This is a genomic window from Shewanella sp. 5S214, from assembly GCF_041439795.1.
In the GTDB taxonomy this organism is placed as follows: domain Bacteria; phylum Pseudomonadota; class Gammaproteobacteria; order Enterobacterales; family Shewanellaceae; genus Shewanella; species Shewanella vesiculosa.
Genome location: NZ_JBGOOV010000007.1, coordinates 60,565 through 79,534 on the forward strand (window position 1 = coordinate 60,565; position 18,970 = coordinate 79,534).

Below are 18,970 nucleotides of genomic sequence, written 5' to 3' on the forward strand. Positions count from 1 at the left end.
TGTGTATTTTTTTATTAATATAAAAGCAAAAATATAATGAAATTACCGTTAATTATCAGTTGTTTTTTTCTCGCAGGATGCCAGTCAACACCTTACGCCATGGTTGATGGCAGTCAAAGTAAGGTGTCGGATGCTGACAATTATAACGTGGAGATTGTCGCCATTGATGGTGCTTTTCAAACCGGTAAGCTGACAAAAAATATTAAACCTGGATATCACACAGTACACCTAAGCACCACAGGACCGCTGCGCAGCAAAAAAGCCACTTCAACCTTAGTTTATCCTCTATTAGCTAAAGAGTGCATGCGTTACGTCGTATCCGCCCAACATGGACCGGGCAATAAAGATGACTGGGAAATTAGAGTATTAGATGAAAGACTGATTCCAGCATGCACACCTTCATCCGCTGAACCAGAGGTTGCAGTCGTGATCCCTGATTATGCTAAACCCACAAGTAACATTAGCTGCTTAACTCAAGAGCAGCTCACGAATCAAACGACTCCTGTAGTGCTATTTCATTCGGTTGCAGCATGCATAAAATCTCAAGATTACAACTCAGCAATTAACGGTTACTTTTTAGCAGGTGCTTATGCCTATTTTGACTCTTTGCGAGTTCCTAACAAGCCATCGCATGCCATTGTAGAGTTAATCAAAAAAGATTCTATTTGGACGTTATCTGCACTTGAGCAACAAAACTTTGAACAAAAACTGGCAGAGTATCTTGCCTCAGAACAAAAACAACAAACTTGTGAATGGGTAAAGTCGATGGATGCACCAGACTATGCGCCACAGTACATGTTGCAGCATTTACCTCAAGACGGCACGCCTCAACCGACAGACTTGTCTGCAAACATAGCAGCGACCTTGTTTAGTGCAACACTCAATCAATATCTTGGCTGCCAAGCACCGCAAGACTAATTACGATCAAAACACTTTATACACCAAAGCCCTGTCGATATAAACCGGCAGGGCTTTTTCACATCAACCGTAAATCACACTCTCACCTAACAGAAAGACACGATTCCTTCGGTGACATACTGATCTGGTAGCTTTTGTAACTGTTTAAGCAATAAAGGATTGCCCAGTAAATACGCCAATTCCTGACGGGTAAACAGACTGGCAATGTTGTGCTGACATTGCGCTTCTTGCACCTTAACCCGGGTAATCGCTTCCAGCGATTCAACCGCAGAACCAGGTAAACGATGAGGCCTTTTATCAATAATGGCTAAATGAAGATCCATTAATTCTGGGTCTTGCAGCAGTTTTGATAAGGTCCACGGCTGCGCAATAGCGCTAACGTATTCGCTACGGCGTAGTTGTGAATCTAGGCTTAGCTTGGGGGCACACACTTCTTCAGGTGTTGCCAGTATGGCTAAACGCTTTACCCATAAACCAAAACCTTCAGAGCCTGTCATGGCCGACAGCGGAACCGCCAGCCACAAACCAATTAACGCAGGGCTCATCCAAGCTAACAAGGTCAGCGAATCGAGCACAGCGGCATAACCTAATAGCGCTCCAATTAACATGTGCCAACGATGGCGGTAAATAAGTGTTAGCCAAGGTAAACTGCCATCATCACGTCGTTGTGGTGCCCAACCGCTGTCGCGTCCGGCTAAAATAGACATTACCGCACCGCAGTGGATCAGCATCATTATCGGCGCAATCAGTGCCGACAATATCACTTCAACCACGACGCTAATCATGGCTTTACCTCTACCACCGAGCTGCTTACTCATGGAGCTATTTTTCAGTAACAATATGATCCCAAGAATTTTAGGACCAAACAATATGCCCATGGTGATATAAAATAACCGCAGTGCACGGTCTGAGTCCATCACCGGCCAAGTGGGAAATAAGGAGAATTGATCCGTAAAGTACTCGGGCCGAATAAAGTGCGCTTGTAATGCCAACATTAAGCCTGACAAAATCAACATTAACCAAAAAGGCGATGACAAATACGCCATGATCCCTGTGAGTAAATGTAAACGGCTCACCCAATGTAACCCTTTACTAAACAACACTCGCGAGTGCTGTAAATTACCTTGGCACCAACGGCGGTCGCGCACGGCTAAATCGACAATAGACGGTGGGCATTCTTCATAAGAGCCAGGAAGATCTGCGGCGATGACCACGCTCCAACCAGCCCGTCGAATCAAAGCCGCTTCAACAAAGTCGTGGCTCATGATATGACCACCAAATGGTGGTCTTCCTGCAAGATTGGGCAACCCAGCGGCGCTCATAAAAGCCTGAGTACGAATGATGGCATTGTGGCCCCAAAAGTTGCCTTCTTTATGGGTCCACCAAGATAAACCCGTACCAATAACCGGGCCATAAATACGCGCAGCAAATTGCTGTAATCGCGCCATTAGGGTATTGCCATTGATTAAATACGGAATGGTTTGGATAAGCCCAGCATCAGGGTCTGCCTGCATACGTCTCGCCAAACTGACGATAGTGTGGGTTTCCATTAAGCTGTCAGCATCTAACACCAAAAGATGGTCGTATCTGGCGCCCCAGCGTTTGCAAAAATCGGCCACATTACCGGCTTTACGGGCATCATTTTTACGCCGACGGCGGTAATACACCCGCGCATCTTTGCTCACTTGCTGGCGCAAGATTAAAAATGCCTGTTCTTCTGCCAACGCAATATCAGGGTCAGTAGTGTCGCTTAATATAAACCAATCAAATGCATGGCTTTCGCCCGACGCAACCAAGGCCATGGCCATCACTTCAACTGCGGCAAAAACGCGATCGGGTGACTCGTTATAAGTCGGCATTAATATTGCGGTGCGAGTATGCAGTTTTATACTTTCTGCAGTTTTTGTAGACGGTTTTTTGAGTAGTATAATAAAGCCAGCTATGCCGCCGCTAAATGCCAAAGCAATCCAACAAAAGTTAACCGCAAACAAGACCAAAACAATGTATTCCAGCGGCGTTACTCCGCCGACATTAAATACCGATACCATCTCGTAAATAGCCATTATCGACATGATAAAAGCGCTGCCAACCACTAACAGGCGACGTAAAGTGACTGACTTTACGCCATTGGCAATTATACTTTTACGTGGCATACCGTCGGACAACGCACGTAAACTTTGCGCTTCCATTGGGCTTGGTCGCTCTAGCGGCATGGCAGCACCACCGACCAATATAGGGTCGACGGCGCTAATATCAGCCTCTGCTTGCATCATGTTCATATTTAAAGAGTCCAACGATAAAGCCAAGTTTCGACATCACGTGGGCCAGTAAACTTCAGCTCAGCACGAAGCTCAATCAATTCAGCATCTTGTGGGTCCATTTCAAAGGCTAAACGGTAACCGTTGGTTTTAGGCTGACGAGACACCACCACATTGGTGACTACGCCTGCAGAACTCTGCACTTGTGCCACTGGGATTTCATCGTTATTACCTTCTTTTACTTGATAGTCGATAACAAACAAACGTCTCGGTGTGGCTTTCGCAATTTCAGCGCGGCCACTGGCGGTACGCGCCACAATTACAGTGCCATCGTCAACTTCAGGCTCGTTACCCCAAATTAACCGATAGGTAAAATGAAACTCACTACCGGCTGCGATAGGTTGTTTAGGCTTCCAGTAGCTGACGATGTTGTCATGAATTTCAGAGTCGGTTGGAATTTCGGTTAACACCACCTCACCCGCGCCCCAATTACCGACCGGCTCAACCCATAAACTTGGGCGACGCTCATAATGGGCTTCGAGATCTTGGTAGGCATCAAAACTACGTTCACGCTGAATTAAACCAAACCCTTGCGGCGAGTTGTCCATAAAAGCACTCACCTGCAATTGCTTTGGATTGGCTAGCGGACGCCATAAACGCTCACCGCGACCATTTAAGATTAATAGCGCATCAGAATCATGCACTTCAGGTCTAAAATCATCGGTGTTTTGACGACCATTCATAGAATGTAAAAACATACTGGTACTAGGCGCTAAGCCGACTTTAACTAAATCGACTCGAGGAAATAAAGTCGCTTCCACATCGATATGGGTGTTATCGCCCGGTCTAACTGAAAAGCGATATGCCCCTGCCACGCTAGGACTGTCCAGCAAGGCATGTACCACGATTAAGTTACTGTCGGTGTTTGGGCGTTCAACCCAAAAAGCGCGAAATATCGGAAACTCTTCACCTTCAGGCTCAGCTGTATTTAACGCTAAACCTCTTGAAGACAAGCCGTAATCGCTGCCTTTACCCAATGCACGGAAATAACTCGCGCCTTGAAATACCATAAGCTCGTCGAAATATGCCGGGTTATTCAGCGGATAATGGATACGTAAACCTGAATAGCCAATATCTTGGGTGGGTAATTTTTGGCTAAGCACGTCGCCTGCACTAAAAAATTCTGAGTTATAGGCTAAATGAGTGGCTTGATTGCCTTCAACTAAGGCAATTTCAATCAAATCTTGGAAATAAAAGCCCCGATGAAATAATTGCATTTGATAGGGTAAGCCTTCGGCTTTCCAAATAGACGCTTCTGGCTTAAAACGAATATCTCGATATTCATCGTAAGAAATTTTAGCTAAACCAGCTGGCAGTGGATCGTTAAGATCCACATAGGCAGTTTGGGATAATCGGCGGGCGATTTTAACCACAGAATCGGCATCAAAATTAGCCGTTTTCGCAAAACGCACTTTAGTTTGTGTATCTAAGGTATTTTGTGGTTTAACGGTCACCGTTTCATCTGTGTAAGTCTGAAGCGGTATGGTCACGCTAGATGATGAAGGGACAGTAGTAGGCGAGTTTGATTCTTGTGCAGCAAGGGTAAAACAAAGCCCTGCGGCAATGGCTAACGACAAACGCGTCAGCCCTTTTATTACAGTGTGAGAAGAGACCGAAGTGCGACAACTCAGTAAGCTAACCATAGATAGGCAACCCAAAATAAAAAGCGTTAAAGTGCATTTTTCAAAGCGGTAATTGCTGCACAATATCTGCCATACAATCACCTACTTCTGTGGCGCGAAAGATATCAGAACGGCTTAATTTTGCACTTGCTTTAGTATAAAAAGTCACACCAAGTCAATAACATTTAAATATAACCATATACCTAAAAGAAATATAGGCTAGCCAATAAAATGTAAATATGCATTATTGTGATAGTTAATTGCGCCATATTTCATACTCCAGTCACTATCCACGTCTATACTTTACTCTACTGCTTGTATTAACTGTTTTGCAGACTCCAAAAAAATACTCTAAAGTATTGATTAATAAAAATAAGAAATAAAATGGAAAACATGATCTCTGTGTTAAAAGCTAGGCGAAACATATTATGCTTAAGTACATTACTCACGTTAGTCATGTCGTATAACGCTATATCAGACACCCTTGAACTCTCAACTCTTGAATGGCCGCCATTCACGGGATCTCGTTTAATCAATAAAGGCATTACGAGCCAGATAGTAGAACATGCATTAAACAATGAAGGTCATAAACTTAGGATCACGGTTTTACCTTGGAATCGGGCTATAAGAATGGTGAAGATGGGCTATGCCGCAGGATACTTTCCTGAATATGATACGGCCACAGATGAATTTTTGCTGTCTGACTCTTTAGGACATAGTTCGTTAGGGTTACTTGAACGAAAAACGGATCCCATAGCTTGGCATAACGTGAGTGACTTAAATAATTACACCTTAGGTGTCATCACTGGCTATCTCAATACGGTTGAAATTGATGCGATGATATTAGATGGCAGTCAAAAAATTGAAACCGCAAGAAATGATAAACAAAACATCTTGAAACTCGCTGCGGGTCGTATTAACGCGATTATAATTGACGTTAATGTGTACGATTTTCTAAAGTCAGACCCTCAAATTGCAGAAATTGCGGATCTGCTGCAAATTAATGAAAAAATATTAGAATCTAAGAGCTTGCATGTTGCATTCGAGAATAATCAGCAAGGAAAAAAGTGGTTAGAGATTCTTAATAACGGTCTATCTAAGTTTAATCCTCAAGCTGTTTTGGACGCTTCGCTACAAGAAATGCGACAAAACAAGTGATATTACTGCAATAGATAACTGTAAACCTGCACTCAATGATCCATCCGAATACGCATGCATCCCCCCATAATTATCAAGTACAGCGCCCGTGTAATCCACAATTGCACATTGCAGCCATTAGGCTCAAGTAAGACTGTTGTCCATACAATTGGATCCGTTCATTGACCCACCCTAATTGTTACAATATTGTATTTAAAAGAATTTAAACTGTAACAACAGTTTATTATCATACTTTATAAGTGTGATTTAATTCATCAAGATGAATTAAATCTTTGGGGGTCAGTTCATTTAAGCGCTGAATAAAACTATAAACATAAGAGCACATGAGTAATGACAATATCAAAACTATCTATCGCTGCACTTTTGACAGGATTAGCATTCAATGTAAATGCTAACTTGCTCATTAGTGAAGTTCTGTATGACACACCTAATAATGACAGCACTGAAGAGTATGTTGAGCTGTTTAATGCTGGATGTGATGTTATCGACCTGAGCCAATATCAAATTAGCGATAACGGCAGCAGCTATAACTTGCAAGGCAGTTTAGCCTCTGGAGAGTACTTCACCGTAGCAGCAAACTCTGCCGGTTTTAATAACTTATTTAATCTATTACCCGATCTGTCTGGGATGCCCTTAGCATTAGGTAACTCTGGCGATTTTGTGCGCTTAAATAAAGGTGCCCAAGAAATAGATGTCGTGGCTTGGGAAGGCGGCATTTCTGGGTGGTCTTTAAATGTTCAAGATGTGTCGTTATATCGCACCACGGTACTCAACACTAAATCAGCAGCCGATTGGAACGCAAGTAATACCCCAGGGACACCAAGCACAGGTTCACTGACCACTAATTGTGGTGGTACTGGCGGCGTTAGCGATAATCAACTCGGTAATGGTCAAGCTAAAACTAATTTAACTGCCAGTACAGGCCAAACACTAAAATACCTTGCCGACCTTCCTGCTAATGCCACTCAAGTGACGGTGACCATGAGCGGCGGCAGTGGAGATGCCGATCTATATGTGCGCCAAGGTAGTGAACCGACATCAAGTGAATATGATTGCGCGCCTTATATGTCAGGTAATAATGAGCAATGCCCTATTAGTAACCCTGTTGCAGGACGTTACTACATTAACCTTCAATCTTATGCTGCCTTTAGTGGTGTCAGCCTTGTACTTAATTATACCGTTAACACGGATACGGGTGGTGGCACAGGCACTGGTGAGGGAGACGGATCCGCTGGAGATAACGGCAGTTATGCGTTCAACACCTACTATGCAGCTGCCATTGGCCAATCTGGTGCAGCACTTAAAGCGAGTCTGAATCAGATAATTAAAGGCCATACGCGCTTTAGTTATAGTCAAGTATGGGATGGATTGGGTTATGCCGACGAAGACCCAGCCAATAGTAACAATGTCATTTTATTGTATACCGGCCGTTCAGAACCCAAAACCAATCGTGCGGGTATGAGTAACTCACAAGATGCATGGAATCGTGAACACGTTTGGGCTAAAAGTCATGGATTTCCTGACAGCAGTCAGTATGCCTATACAGATTTACATCATCTTCGACCAGCCGATGTCTCTGTTAACAGCAGCCGTGGTAACAAAGATTTTGATGTGGGTGGCAGCGAAATATCAGAAGCACCAGGCAACCATACCGATGCTGATAGCTTTGAGCCAATGGATGAAGTGAAAGGCGATGTGGCGCGAATGATCTTTTATATGGATGTACGTTATGAAGGCAATGATAACAGCGGCACGCCTGATTTAAGCATCGCAAATGGCACAACCAATACTGGCGCTGCATTATTGGGCGATCTGTGTACCTTGTTAAGTTGGCACCTGCAAGATCCCGTCAGTGACTGGGAACGCCGCCGAAATAACCGTATCTTCGAATGGCAGAAAAATCGTAATCCTTTTATTGATAATAGCGGCTGGGCAAGTGAGCTATATGGCGCATCGTGCCAGTAGGTATTAGCCATTATAGGTAAATGATTAAGCGCAGCCATATAGGCTGCGTTTTTATTATGAGGCCCGATACAGCAGAGCGATAGCTTAGCCAATTCATTCATTTATCAGCGATAAAGTGCGAGGTTTCGCAAAAATAGCCCTTATTACTTCACAACATAAGACTGGGTTTTGTTAATCCCATCGAATATTGCCGTCTCAAAAATGCCTGCATACTCATTAGATTTTTATTTCGAATTATCAAAAAAAGTAACCCCAGCATACTGTCGTATTAAAAACATCAATAATGAAGATGACACATAGGAACCAACCCATAGCCTTGTTTTAAACAGCAAAAAACCTGGGCTCCCTTGCCCGGCTGTACAAATGTTAACCCTTGTTTAGTTGTTAAACATACGTTAATACTAATTTACTCGATCAAGCATTACATAGAATCGGGATCCAACAAGACTTAAACATTTTATGCAATACATCATTGCACCTTTGGGGAGGATAAATGATGAAAACCAGTGTGTTAAAAATATTAATAAAGGTATCTCAGGTTAAATCCGCAACACTTAGCGCATTATTTTTAGCCGGTATTACGCTATTGTCACTTGCACCACAGCAAGCCTATGCTCAAGGAACAAAATACCCTGTGGTGCTCGTTCACGGTTTATTTGGTTTTGATGATATTTGGGGGGTAGATTATTTTTACAGAATACCGCAAACCTTACGTCAGCGAGGCGCTCAAGTTTTTGTTGCTAGCGTGTCACCCGCCAACTCAAGCGAAGTCAGAGGGGAGCAGTTACGTACTTTTGTTCAAGCCGTACTAGCACAAACAGGGGCAAAAAAAGTTAACTTGATTGGCCATAGCCATGGCGGTCCAACAATTCGCTATGTCGCCAGTGTCAGTCCAGAAATGGTGGCTTCGGTAACGTCAATTGGGGGTGTTAACTGGGGTAGCCGTGTGGCCGACTTAGCACGTGGGATAATTCCCGTAAACTCCAATACAGAATACCTTGCACAACAAGGCATTAACTTATTAGCAGGTATTATTTCTGGCATCTCAGGTAATAACGGCCTACCGTCGGATAGCATCGCAGCGATGACATCACTCACCACCCGGGGCTCTATTGCATTTAACCAAGCTTATCCTGAAGGTATTCCGAGCCAATATTGTGGTCAGGGCCGACAACGAGCAAACAATGGTGTGTATTATTTTTCTTGGTCAGGTACCAGCCCATTAACGCATGTTGTTGATCCATCGGATTACCCACTGAGCTTAACCAGCTTAGTTTTTGGTGAACCTAACGACGGCCTTGTCTCTGGCTGTAGTTCTCATCTAGGTAAAGTGATTAAAGACAATTATAAAATGAACCACTTAGATGAAGTAAACCAAACCTTGGGGCTAGTTAGTTGGTTTGAAACTAATCCAGAAACCTTATATCGCCAGCATCTTAATCGTTTACAGCAATTAGGTTTATAAACAAGATGAAAAGTGGATTTTCACTCGCTCAAAATCCGCGATTATGGGTGGGCATACTTTTGCTCGCCCTTTTTATCGTGCTATTGACCGCATCATTGATGCATAAACACCAAGCAGAGCTATTGGCCTCTGATAAATTACCTACCTTTGAGTCTAACTCAACATTATTCACACCAGAAACTACAGTGAAAACTGCGCCTATTGGCAAAAACACATTAGGTCAGCCACTGCGGTTATCTCAAGCACTTCGCTGGGATTTTGACGACATTATTTTGCAGCATCAAGATAAAGCAACCGCACTGGAAAACCTACTGTCTACATTAGCCAGTACACTTGACCTTAGTGACGCTGCGCACGCTAAACTTGCCGCATTGTTTCAGCGTTACCGTGACTATAAAATCGCGATAGCTTCTTTAAAGGACGCCAGTCCTGCAATAGACGGCGATATTGATTTAACCATGACATTTGATTTTATCGAGCAGGCCCATCTATTGCAGCAACGCTATTTTTCGGCACTCGAAATAGATGCATTTTTTGCCAAGGACAACAAATATGATCAACAAGCATTTGAGCGGCTGAAAATTCGACAAGATAGCAGTTTGACCAGAGAACAAAAAGCGGAGTTACTCGCGCATCAAATCAGCCAACTGGATGAAGAAGAACGCCGAGCCATTACACCAACACTGATGGCCAATGATATCAGCGCTTATTTAGAGGGCACATCACCACACAGCGACCTAATTACAGGGATAAACGCAGACATGAGCCAAGAAGTGCTTGAACGAGTACAAGCAACTCAAAAAACTAATCTAAATTGGCAAAATAAAGTGACCTTGTACCAGAATTATCAACAACAAATAGCCCATTTGCCAGACACTGAACAGCAACAGGCTTTAGCACAATATCAACAACAGCAATTTACCCCGAATGAACAAAAACGCTTAATGGTATTTGTTAATCATCCTGAGTTAATCAAGCCTTAATCTACTATCCAATCGATTAACTAATCGCTGTGCCATTGACCCGTTTAGGCTAGCTACCATAACCGAAAATAACATAGCCTGAACGGGTATCTTGTTTACATAAATAACCGCCTAGGCGCGGCATGCATCAAAAAGTGTTGATGTGAGATATTCCATGCATACGCACCAGCATGAGTAAATACTAGGTAATCACCCACGGCTAATGATTTAACATACTGCTGTTTCGCCAGCACATCTTTAGGAGTACACAGTTGCCCAACAAGCGTCACCAGCTGATTGCTCAGCACCGGCGTTATCGATGCATCCAAAGCCAATTCAGTGACAACACGCTGTCTCTTATGCGCCGACAATCCATCTTGGTTCAGTACAAAAAAAGGATGGTTATGATCTTGGGCTGCTGGAGTTCTAAAGTGATGAGTACCACCATGACCAATGGCAAACCATTGACCATGATTGTGTTTAATGTCTAATACTTGCATGACATAGTATCCCATTGCGGCGCTGACAAATCGGCCACACTCAAACCTAATCTTCACCTCTTCCATGTTCAACTCGGCAATCAAATGAGCCAGTCCAACACAAAAAGACGACCAGTCGAATACTTGCTGAGGATCGGCATAATTAATGCCTATACCGCCACCGACATTCAGTAACGGTAAACGCAAACCATATTGATGGCACCATGTTTTAAAGGTTGAAAAATACAATGCCATCAAAGCCAGATGGCGCTCAACATCCAACTGATGTGACATTAAATGAAAATGAAAGCCCACCAGCTCGACTAAAGGTATGCCAGATAATTTGGGCTGGTCACGTAAAAGATCCATGGCGGTATCGAGTTCACTCACGTCGATACCAAATGGCGTGGGTTTACCGCCCATCGTGAGACGAGTTTCGGCGATGCCCTCTAATGCAATATTCATCCGTAATAAAATGCGACAGTGACATTGTTTTTGCAGACAAAGGGCAATGATACGTCGCAGCTCGGTCAGACTCTCAACATGAATAGCATCAACCTTTAGATCGATTGCCTGAGAGAGCTCTGATATTAATTTACCTGGGCCACCGAAAATCAACGGCATCTGCGGCTGACATTGATGCAACCAATTTAGCTCGCCACCTGAAGCCGCTTCAAAACCATGAACTATCGGTGCTAATGCAGCCAATACTTCGGCTTCAGGGTTAGCTTTAGCGGCATAGTAAAGCTCACAATTACTCGGTAACGCTTTTACCATCGCATTGGCATGGGACTTTAGTTGTTCGAGATCGTAAATATAAGCACACAAAGGAGCGTGCGGATCTTGTTGTGACGTTAAAGTCGAAATCGCATTAATGATTTTATCCACAATAAACTCCAGGCAGTAGTTGGGATGTGGCTATCTCTGATGCTGCAATGTCGACTGGCTCGGATGTCGTTGCCTCTGCGTTATCATCTCGACGATGAACCATTGGATTAGGCAAGCGGGTATAACCCGATAACCGATCGGCCTGCATAAATAGACGGGTACTCAAGTTATTTTTTGAGGGAATCGGATCACCTTGTAATAAACCTGCCAGCTCAGGTTTATTACCTTCGATGTGCTGCCACTGACGTATCACATTGGCGACGACCTGCCACAATTTAGCTTCTAATTGCTGGCTGCCAGCAGCTAAATGAAATATTGCTTCGCTGACATTATTAATCAAGCTGCAATAAGCTATTCGGTTCCAGCCCTGGTCTCGGCTGTAGTAAACAGAAGCCTTGGCTTCTTGTGATAATCCTTCAAGCGACTCGCTCGGCCAAAACTCAGGCACGAGTTTGGTTCCTTCAAGATCTCGCAGCCAAATATAGGCTGGTATTCCCTCTTCAAACCCTACGACTGTGTTTTGTAAATGAGGTTCAAATGCCACGCCTCGCTTAAAGAAAAAGTAAAATATCCCGGGGAGTAACACGTCAACATAGGCGCTAAACCATTGAATAACGGTTTGCTGATAAGTTTGATGTCTGCGCTTAGATAGTGCCATAAGGCGCATTTCGCACACACTCTTTCCTTGATGATCCCAAGCAAATAATGCACCAGCCATCAATGGCTTATATCGTTCAAGCAAGTGATTTTCTATACCCTCACGGTAAAGAATACCGAAACACTCCGACACCATAAGACTTTGGGCCCGATTGCTGTGCATATCCTTGTCTTCATTCGCCAATCCGCTTAAATCTAATGTGCTGGCACCCGGCTCTGCCATCAAAGTAAAATGCGGGCAATGCATACGGGCCTCTGCGGCCACTGTCATCAAGATTTTGCTTAAGATCACTGCACTTTCAAGTTCATACCAAGCATTTTTACGCACGCAATTGGTTAAGCGGACATGAATAGAAAACTTCATAAACTGATTGATGTCGGGTAAATAAGTGGTTCTTACCGATGAGGTTGGATACACCTCTGTGCCGATTTGCCCTAAGGGTTCAATTAAGCCTGCGGCGATGGCTTTGCGCACTAACGGCTGCTCAAAGATGGTGTTAACTTCCCAGGGGTGACAAGGGTATAAGCAAGCTTTTTGTGGCTTTATTTTGTTAATCCAGTCCATCGGTTTTACTTCGGTGCAGTACAACTGCTTAACCAAACTGGGATCAACTTTAAACCAATATAAGCAAAAATTAGCCTTAATCTCTGGCGAACAAGCCAACATGTCATCGAACGCCACACCATGACGACTTTTTGGGGTCGGATGCATAGCATGCCCCCAAAGCAAGCTTTGCTCAGAGGCAATAAGCCCCGCGCCAGCATAGCTTAACAGCTGATTTTCAGTGGGAGCCTGTTGCGATAACCGCTGCAAAAATGCTTGGGTTACCGCAATACTGTTGCCTATTTGGGCTAATAACTCATGATTAAACTCAGTACAGGTGATCTTGGCCAGGTGCGCTAACAGCAGTTGTGTTATCTGTTCAGCACTACTGAGTTGCCAAACACAGCCTAACTTTTTTAAATAGAGCTGAGGGGTAAAACGAATTCGACCAAGCAAGCTCACTCTGTCGGCAACGAACAGCAATGTGGCGTTCGACTCAGGAAGCTTGAGACGAACTTTTTGCTGGTCGCGCGTTAAACACTGCGACAAGGAAAGTGGGCAATCTGGATGAGTATCATCAAAATCAACCTCTTGACGTACAATGGCAAACTCGCGTAAGTAGCAATTAAGCAAACAGCTTATTGCATTAAATTCGGCCTGTTCGCGGTAAATCTGCAGGCTATATTTAGCCTGCACTGGCTTAATATCACTCTTGGATTGCATAAACATGTTGCTCTACCTCCTTGTAAAAAAACTTAAGCCCTACTAGTGCACAACCACAGCTCAATGCTGCGAGTAAAAAAGGAAACTGCAACCCGGCTACTTGAGTCACGCTGCTCGCACCAATTCCTGCAATCACACCGGCCCATTTGCCCCAAGCATCGAAACGACCAAAGGAAAGTCCGGCGCTACCTTGCTCAATACTGCGGCTGACAATGAGATGCAGACCATTGAAAATAAGCACCATACCTAATCCAAACAAAACCCGCAGAGCCCATAAGCCAGTGCTGTTATGCAATAAAAATTGCCCTAAACACGCCCCAGCAAACAGGACGAGTCCAAGTTGAGTTTGCGACTTAGCAGACAAGGTTATGGATTTAATATTAAAGGCCAATAACAAATAGATAAGGTGTGGCAGGCTATAGTAAAAACCACTTAATGCATCCCCCTCAATGCCCAGCTGTTCACTGTATGGCAGAAAGTAGGGAAAGGTCACAACCATGGCAAAACAGAAGAAAAACTGTAACCAAAGTACCTTATAGAAGGTCTGACTCTGAGCGCTTGTCGGTGGGGCAATGATTGATCTAGCCGCAACAGCCTGACTGACGGCCACGTCATCTTTTGGTAAGCCGATGCAAATAAACAATGCCAGCAAAGGCAGTAATGCCAGCACACGATAAATCATTAATGGATCATCAATATGAGTAAATAGACCTAAGATGATTGGTGCACTCACTAAAGCTAATCGTGCAGAACTTTGAGTCAGATTAAGGTTATTAGCTAAAGCCTTACCTTGATAAAAGCGACTCAAATAAGCATTCGACGCTGCAAGCGTACCGCCACTGATCCCTTGTACGACTAAGCCGATAGCAAACATAGATACGGAATCAGCAAAACCGGATAACAAGAACCCCAACACCAAACCGATTTGAGCCCGCAACAATGAAGTCTTCTTGCCATACCTATCGGCAAACTTGCCCCACCAAGGTGCCGATAATGCGGTGCAGATCGTCGGCACAATAAACATTAGCCCCACCAGATAACCTGATTCATCTCCCCCTAAACTCGCCAGCATCCGAGGGAGAAAAAGAGGCATGCCCAGAGCGGTAAATGCCGTGAGAAAGTGACAAAACAGTACAACTGAAATCACTCTCATACCACGGCCTCACCCAATGCAAAAACGTCTTCATCGTGCTGTTCAAGCTGAGATTGCTCTCGCGAGGCACGTAAAAAGTTTGGCGCACTTTGGCCATAAAATTTATTGACATCGGTCGCGCCTGATTGCGCTTTACTCAGCAAGCTGCCAGAGCAAAGCAGGTATTTAACTGGCAGCATGGGTTGATTTAGCAAATAATTCCGAGCATAGTCAGTCTCTATTCCCTGTGCCTGGAGCGACGCTAATTGGTCGATTAAGCAATCACGCAATTGACGATAAAGCTGCCATGCTGGTGCCATTCCCGCTTCGGCAATCGCTTCAATAATGGCGGCTATATCAAGCTGCAAGGTAATCGTGGTAAACATTTGTGCTAAGGCTTGATCATCATTAACTATGATCCTGCGATCGATAAGTTGTGCTGCATCATGTTCAAGCGCTTCGGCTTTTGACAAACTCGCTTGATAACGACTCACCAGCAATCTGGCTGAGTCATTGTCTTTCATCACTAAGGATAAGCGTGAATCTTGATGATAGGCCAAAATAGCATTTTGCTGGTTTGACTCTAATGCGATGCCATACTTTAACCACAAACGTAAATGCACCTTGAGCATAAGCTGTAAATATTGGCTAAACCAAACATCCCAATGGCCTTGGTAATATCGATCCGCTAAATGCGCTAAATATAGGCGTCCGTCAGGCATGACACTGGCAAGTGCAGCAACTGGAACTAACTGCTTATCTTGCATGGTTGGTGGATAACGACGCACAATATAAGCAAACAATTTATGGTCGCCTAAGTGACCACCATGTTGTTCATCCACATGCTCAATGCTCTCACCTAATACACCATCGCGTTGCGCCAATGCTGTCAACGTGCGTTCAAACCAATGTCCGTCATATAAAGTACTCGGTTTTATGGAGCGAATATTCTTAGCCCCTAAGGTCGCCATCAATAATGGCACCTTAATATGCACGCCTGGAGTATTGACCACAGCTAATGTTCGAACGGATAAACTGGCCTGCACCGTAAGCGCCGATTGAGGAGCAAGAAGCACTCCCTCTGGCAAGACATCCAAACTGAGAGCCGTTAACGGATGTAACGGAAATAAACAATGTGTGTCTGTGAGCGACTCATCTAAACCAACCTCAGTCATACTTGGCCAACACTCTGGCACTAACGAGGTTAACGTCACTAACTCTTTAGAAATCGCTAACCAATAAAGCTCAAATTGGGCGGCAAACTCTGGTGCAAATAATGTCATCGCTTGAGAGTCAAAACCGACTTTGGCTCGTGCGGTTGGATAATAAGGATGGTCTAAATACGATGCGACCTGATCGCTGAACAGCATACTTTTATGCCAATCTTTCATGGTGCTCAATGGGACACTTAATGCCTCTTTCCTAGCGTTAAATGCTTGTCGACAAAGCGCCCTATGGGATACCGCACAGTCCGCTTCTGCAATATAGTCGAGGAACAGGGCGTTAGATTCTGGCGGTAAATCTGCGGCCAATTCCGTAAGCCAAGCTCGATAACCTTGTTGGTACAATGGGGTATCATTTTTGTTAGTCAGCTTGTGGCTTAGCCAAGTATCAGAGACGGCTCGCCATGTCTGCATATATTGACTGGCGATCACTGGCACATAGATAACTCGCTGCGAAAAATGACTGACCTTAAGCCAAGCGGCAGGCATAGCGTCGGGCCAGTGTCGGTTCAATGCTGGCGGTATTGCCGCAACAATCTCGCCTTTAGACATCAGTTCACAGACATTTTCTCTGAGGCAGGCATCGATAATACGTTGGCCGATATACTGTTTATCCGTGGTCATTAGTTAAACTCCCAGGTTAAATCTTGCGATAACACATCAGCCGTGGCCTGAAGACTCAAAAAATCCCGCCCCCAAACCGTAAGCACGCCAAGGTAATCTTTATTGGAATGACTGAGTCGAATTTCATCGCCTATCGACTTAATAGGCAAATAGTGTGCATGATGGGTTGAATGATCCACCGCTAATGGCATAGGACACGCACTAAGACTGCCCTCTTCGTTAGCCGGGAAATAGCGGATTAAGGCATCACTGGTGTCGGTATCTAATTCAGCTAACTCCTTACCTGCGTGGACTAATAAAATCGTTTCAAACCAGTTAAAATTAAGCACATCATTAAGAAGAAACTCGCGACCATCGCCGATACTACGGTAATTCATTTCAACTAAAACCGGTCCGCTGTCTGTCAATATAAATTCACTGTGGCACACCCCAAAATTAATCCCAAAAGCGCTAATCTGAGCCAATGCTTGTTGACGATATTGCGTGCAAATTGCCCCATTCCAACAGGCTTGAGTTTCAATAAAATAAGGTGGGGGCGATAAAGACACATCAAACCCACCTATGGCATGCAAGGTCTGGCCATCGCCTAGGGTTTCTAATGTAAATAGTGGCCCTTGCAAATAAGACTCAAGCAAAATCACACTCTCTGAACAACCGATGTTGGCCGCATACGCCATTAATTCTTCAGTATTTTGGCATAAAGCCACTCCCATACTCGCAACACCTTCACGAGGTTTCGCGACTAAAGGAAATGGCATATTACTAGGTAAGTCATGCCCTACAGACCAACTAAAAGCCCATGTGCTGGGTAAACCAAGCGCCAATAACTTAGCGCGCATCGCCGCTTTATTTTTAGCTTGGTAACACACATGCCAATTTTTCGCTGCGCAAGCAAAATAATCAGCCACCATCGCAGTTGATGTTTGCAAGTGATCACTATTAGAAAAAACGATATCGGGTGAAACACCTAAAGTATGTAAGCAATCGATAATGGCAAGAGGGTTGAATACATCACATTCGATAATATGATCTGGAGACTGTGTTTGGCCGACAAAATATTGTTTATGTGCTAAACCATGATCGGTCAGTAACCATATTTCGTAGCCTAAATTGAGTGCTGCTGGTACAAAACCTTCCACCACAGCTCGATTTTCCACATGTGTAATCAAAACTAATTTAGGTTGCATAACTTACATTCCTATACTCAAAAAATACTAACGCTATTTAACGGCAATATGGTCCTCAATCACGGTAACTAGGATGAGGATTCTCGCTGCACCGAAACAATGTAAATGATAATCATTACTATTTAAATAAAATTTACATTCGAAAATGACATTAATAAAAAATGACTACTTGGCTTAAACTAATTGGAAAATAAGGAAAAATATTACTAAGACAGGAAATTGAGTAACGGCATCGTAAGCAAGTCGTCATAAACTACTTGACCCGGCAAACGCAAATGAGAATACTTATCGAAATCATTAACAAAAAAATATTTTGACCATTATGCTGTTCTTCCACTCGCTCAAATCAAAACTAAGCAACCAAGAAACGGTTTTTGGGATCTTAAATTCAGTTCCCTCTCCAGTCATATGTGAAATGTTTGCTTATGCAGGATTTGATTTTGCCGTTCTAGATACTGAGCATGTGCTTATCTCAGATGACACTTTGGCACACTGCATTCGTGCAGCAAATTGCTCAGGGCTGCCACTGCTAGTCAGAGTGCCAGACGACAACGCCGCAACCATAGGTAGAGTTTTAGATGCTGGAGCGGCTGGAATTGTGGTGTCGAGAATATCTAGCCTGGCAATGGCAAACAATGCGATTGCAGCCGCTAAATATCCCCCCTTGGGTACTCGAGGTATTTCGGGAGGACGTAATACCGGTTTTGGCACCCTTGCCCTCCAAGACTATATCGATTTAGCGAATCGAGAAGTGGTGGTGTGTTCTGATGATTGAATGCATCAATGGCATGGCGGCATTACCTGACATCGTCAAGCTAGCGCAAGTCGATATGATTATCGAAGGCGCATTAGATCTCAGCTTATCTCTAGGTTATGGCACACAAGTTACCCACGCCGATGTTCAAGCCCAAATCCATAAAATGGCCCACCTTTGCCAAGCCCAAAATGTCACCTTTTGCGCCATTCCTCGCACTCCAGAACAACAAGCGAGCTGGCATGAAAAAGGCACAAAAGCATTTTTAATCGGTGAAGACCGCGGCATGATTTTCAAAACGTTTAAGCACCAACTTGACACATTAAAACAGACTAAATGATACATAGGGAA

Annotated in this window: 14 protein-coding genes; 7 read left to right on the forward strand and 7 right to left on the reverse strand. The window is 44.0% G+C overall.

Features of this window, described 5'->3' with window-relative positions; translation table 11 throughout:
- Window positions 1–36: 36 nt before the first annotated feature.
- Window positions 37–918, forward strand: a complete 882-nt coding sequence (locus tag ACED29_RS06525) for a hypothetical protein (RefSeq protein ID WP_371697303.1) — start codon at window positions 37–39, stop codon at window positions 916–918.
- A gap of 86 nt (window positions 919–1,004) precedes the next feature.
- Here the strand turns inward: ACED29_RS06525 and mdoH are convergent, their stop codons facing one another.
- Both mdoH and ACED29_RS06535 read right to left on the reverse strand, forming a co-directional pair.
- Window positions 1,005–3,188, reverse strand: a complete 2,184-nt coding sequence (gene mdoH, locus ACED29_RS06530; RefSeq protein ID WP_371697345.1) for a glucans biosynthesis glucosyltransferase MdoH — start codon at window positions 3,186–3,188, stop codon at window positions 1,005–1,007.
- Window positions 3,189–3,199: 11 nt separating this feature from the next.
- A complete protein-coding gene (locus ACED29_RS06535) occupies window positions 3,200–4,879 on the reverse strand; it encodes a glucan biosynthesis protein G (RefSeq protein ID WP_273058056.1) in 1,680 nt (559 codons plus the stop codon).
- Window positions 4,880–5,242: 363 nt separating this feature from the next.
- Here ACED29_RS06535 and ACED29_RS06540 point away from each other — a divergent pair, with 363 nt between their 5' ends.
- The 4 genes from ACED29_RS06540 to ACED29_RS06555 all read left to right on the forward strand — a co-directional run bounded on the left by ACED29_RS06540 (window position 5,243) and on the right by ACED29_RS06555 (window position 10,429).
- Complete coding sequence (locus tag ACED29_RS06540; protein WP_371697304.1) at window positions 5,243–6,016, forward strand: substrate-binding periplasmic protein; 774 nt, start codon at window positions 5,243–5,245, stop codon at window positions 6,014–6,016.
- A gap of 330 nt (window positions 6,017–6,346) precedes the next feature.
- Entirely contained in the window at window positions 6,347–7,981 is a 1,635-nt protein-coding gene (locus tag ACED29_RS06545; RefSeq protein ID WP_124016763.1) for an endonuclease, read from the forward strand.
- A gap of 493 nt (window positions 7,982–8,474) precedes the next feature.
- Entirely contained in the window at window positions 8,475–9,446 is a 972-nt protein-coding gene (locus ACED29_RS06550; protein ID WP_371697305.1) for an esterase/lipase family protein, read from the forward strand.
- Between the two features lie 5 nt (window positions 9,447–9,451).
- Window positions 9,452–10,429, forward strand: a complete 978-nt coding sequence (locus ACED29_RS06555) for a lipase chaperone family protein (protein WP_371697306.1) — start codon at window positions 9,452–9,454, stop codon at window positions 10,427–10,429.
- A gap of 95 nt (window positions 10,430–10,524) precedes the next feature.
- On the opposite strand, the gene ACED29_RS06560 is transcribed toward ACED29_RS06555, so the two are convergent.
- Genes ACED29_RS06560 through ACED29_RS06580 form a run of 5 tightly spaced genes read right to left on the reverse strand, consistent with a single transcriptional unit; the run spans window position 10,525 to window position 17,865 of the window.
- The gene (locus tag ACED29_RS06560) at window positions 10,525–11,775 is read right to left on the reverse strand and encodes a type III PLP-dependent enzyme (protein WP_371697307.1); all 1,251 of its coding nucleotides are present in this window, start codon (window positions 11,773–11,775) and stop codon (window positions 10,525–10,527) included.
- Entirely contained in the window at window positions 11,768–13,705 is a 1,938-nt protein-coding gene (locus tag ACED29_RS06565; RefSeq protein WP_371697308.1) for an IucA/IucC family siderophore biosynthesis protein, read from the reverse strand. Before ACED29_RS06565 ends, ACED29_RS06560 begins: the two co-directional genes overlap by 8 nt.
- Window positions 13,683–14,852, reverse strand: a complete 1,170-nt coding sequence (locus ACED29_RS06570) for an MFS transporter (protein ID WP_182756799.1) — start codon at window positions 14,850–14,852, stop codon at window positions 13,683–13,685. The genes ACED29_RS06565 and ACED29_RS06570 overlap by 23 nt, the downstream gene beginning before the upstream one ends.
- The gene (locus ACED29_RS06575) at window positions 14,849–16,678 is read right to left on the reverse strand and encodes an IucA/IucC family protein (protein ID WP_371697309.1); all 1,830 of its coding nucleotides are present in this window, start codon (window positions 16,676–16,678) and stop codon (window positions 14,849–14,851) included. Before ACED29_RS06575 ends, ACED29_RS06570 begins: the two co-directional genes overlap by 4 nt.
- On the reverse strand, window positions 16,678–17,865 hold the full coding sequence (locus tag ACED29_RS06580; protein WP_371697310.1) for an acetyl-CoA carboxylase biotin carboxylase subunit family protein: 1,188 nt from the start codon (window positions 17,863–17,865) through the stop codon (window positions 16,678–16,680). The genes ACED29_RS06575 and ACED29_RS06580 overlap by 1 nt, the downstream gene beginning before the upstream one ends.
- A gap of 322 nt (window positions 17,866–18,187) precedes the next feature.
- On the opposite strand from ACED29_RS06580, the gene ACED29_RS06585 reads away from it, so the two are divergent.
- On the forward strand, window positions 18,188–18,640 hold the full coding sequence (locus ACED29_RS06585; protein ID WP_371697346.1) for an HpcH/HpaI aldolase/citrate lyase family protein: 453 nt from the start codon (window positions 18,188–18,190) through the stop codon (window positions 18,638–18,640).
- The gene (locus tag ACED29_RS06590) at window positions 18,633–18,959 is read left to right on the forward strand and encodes an aldolase/citrate lyase family protein (RefSeq protein WP_371697311.1); all 327 of its coding nucleotides are present in this window, start codon (window positions 18,633–18,635) and stop codon (window positions 18,957–18,959) included. Before ACED29_RS06585 ends, ACED29_RS06590 begins: the two co-directional genes overlap by 8 nt.
- Window positions 18,960–18,970 lie beyond the last annotated feature (11 nt).

Excerpts from the sequence above, each read along its gene's own strand:
- ACED29_RS06525 (WP_371697303.1), top strand. The coding sequence starts at position 37 with ATGAAATTACCGTTAATTATCAGTTGTTTTTTTCTCGCAGGATGCCAG.
- mdoH (WP_371697345.1), bottom strand. The coding sequence starts at position 3,188 with ATGCAAGCAGAGGCTGATATTAGCGCCGTCGACCCTATATTGGTCGGT.
- ACED29_RS06535 (WP_273058056.1), bottom strand. The coding sequence starts at position 4,879 with ATGGTTAGCTTACTGAGTTGTCGCACTTCGGTCTCTTCTCACACTGTA.
- ACED29_RS06540 (WP_371697304.1), top strand. The coding sequence starts at position 5,243 with ATGGAAAACATGATCTCTGTGTTAAAAGCTAGGCGAAACATATTATGC.
- ACED29_RS06545 (WP_124016763.1), top strand. The coding sequence starts at position 6,347 with ATGACAATATCAAAACTATCTATCGCTGCACTTTTGACAGGATTAGCA.
- ACED29_RS06550 (WP_371697305.1), top strand. The coding sequence starts at position 8,475 with ATGATGAAAACCAGTGTGTTAAAAATATTAATAAAGGTATCTCAGGTT.
- ACED29_RS06555 (WP_371697306.1), top strand. The coding sequence starts at position 9,452 with ATGAAAAGTGGATTTTCACTCGCTCAAAATCCGCGATTATGGGTGGGC.
- ACED29_RS06565 (WP_371697308.1), bottom strand. The coding sequence starts at position 13,705 with ATGTTTATGCAATCCAAGAGTGATATTAAGCCAGTGCAGGCTAAATAT.
- ACED29_RS06570 (WP_182756799.1), bottom strand. The coding sequence starts at position 14,852 with ATGAGAGTGATTTCAGTTGTACTGTTTTGTCACTTTCTCACGGCATTT.
- ACED29_RS06575 (WP_371697309.1), bottom strand. The coding sequence starts at position 16,678 with ATGACCACGGATAAACAGTATATCGGCCAACGTATTATCGATGCCTGC.
- ACED29_RS06580 (WP_371697310.1), bottom strand. The coding sequence starts at position 17,865 with ATGCAACCTAAATTAGTTTTGATTACACATGTGGAAAATCGAGCTGTG.
- ACED29_RS06585 (WP_371697346.1), top strand. The coding sequence starts at position 18,188 with ATGCTGTTCTTCCACTCGCTCAAATCAAAACTAAGCAACCAAGAAACG.
- ACED29_RS06590 (WP_371697311.1), top strand. The coding sequence starts at position 18,633 with ATGATTGAATGCATCAATGGCATGGCGGCATTACCTGACATCGTCAAG.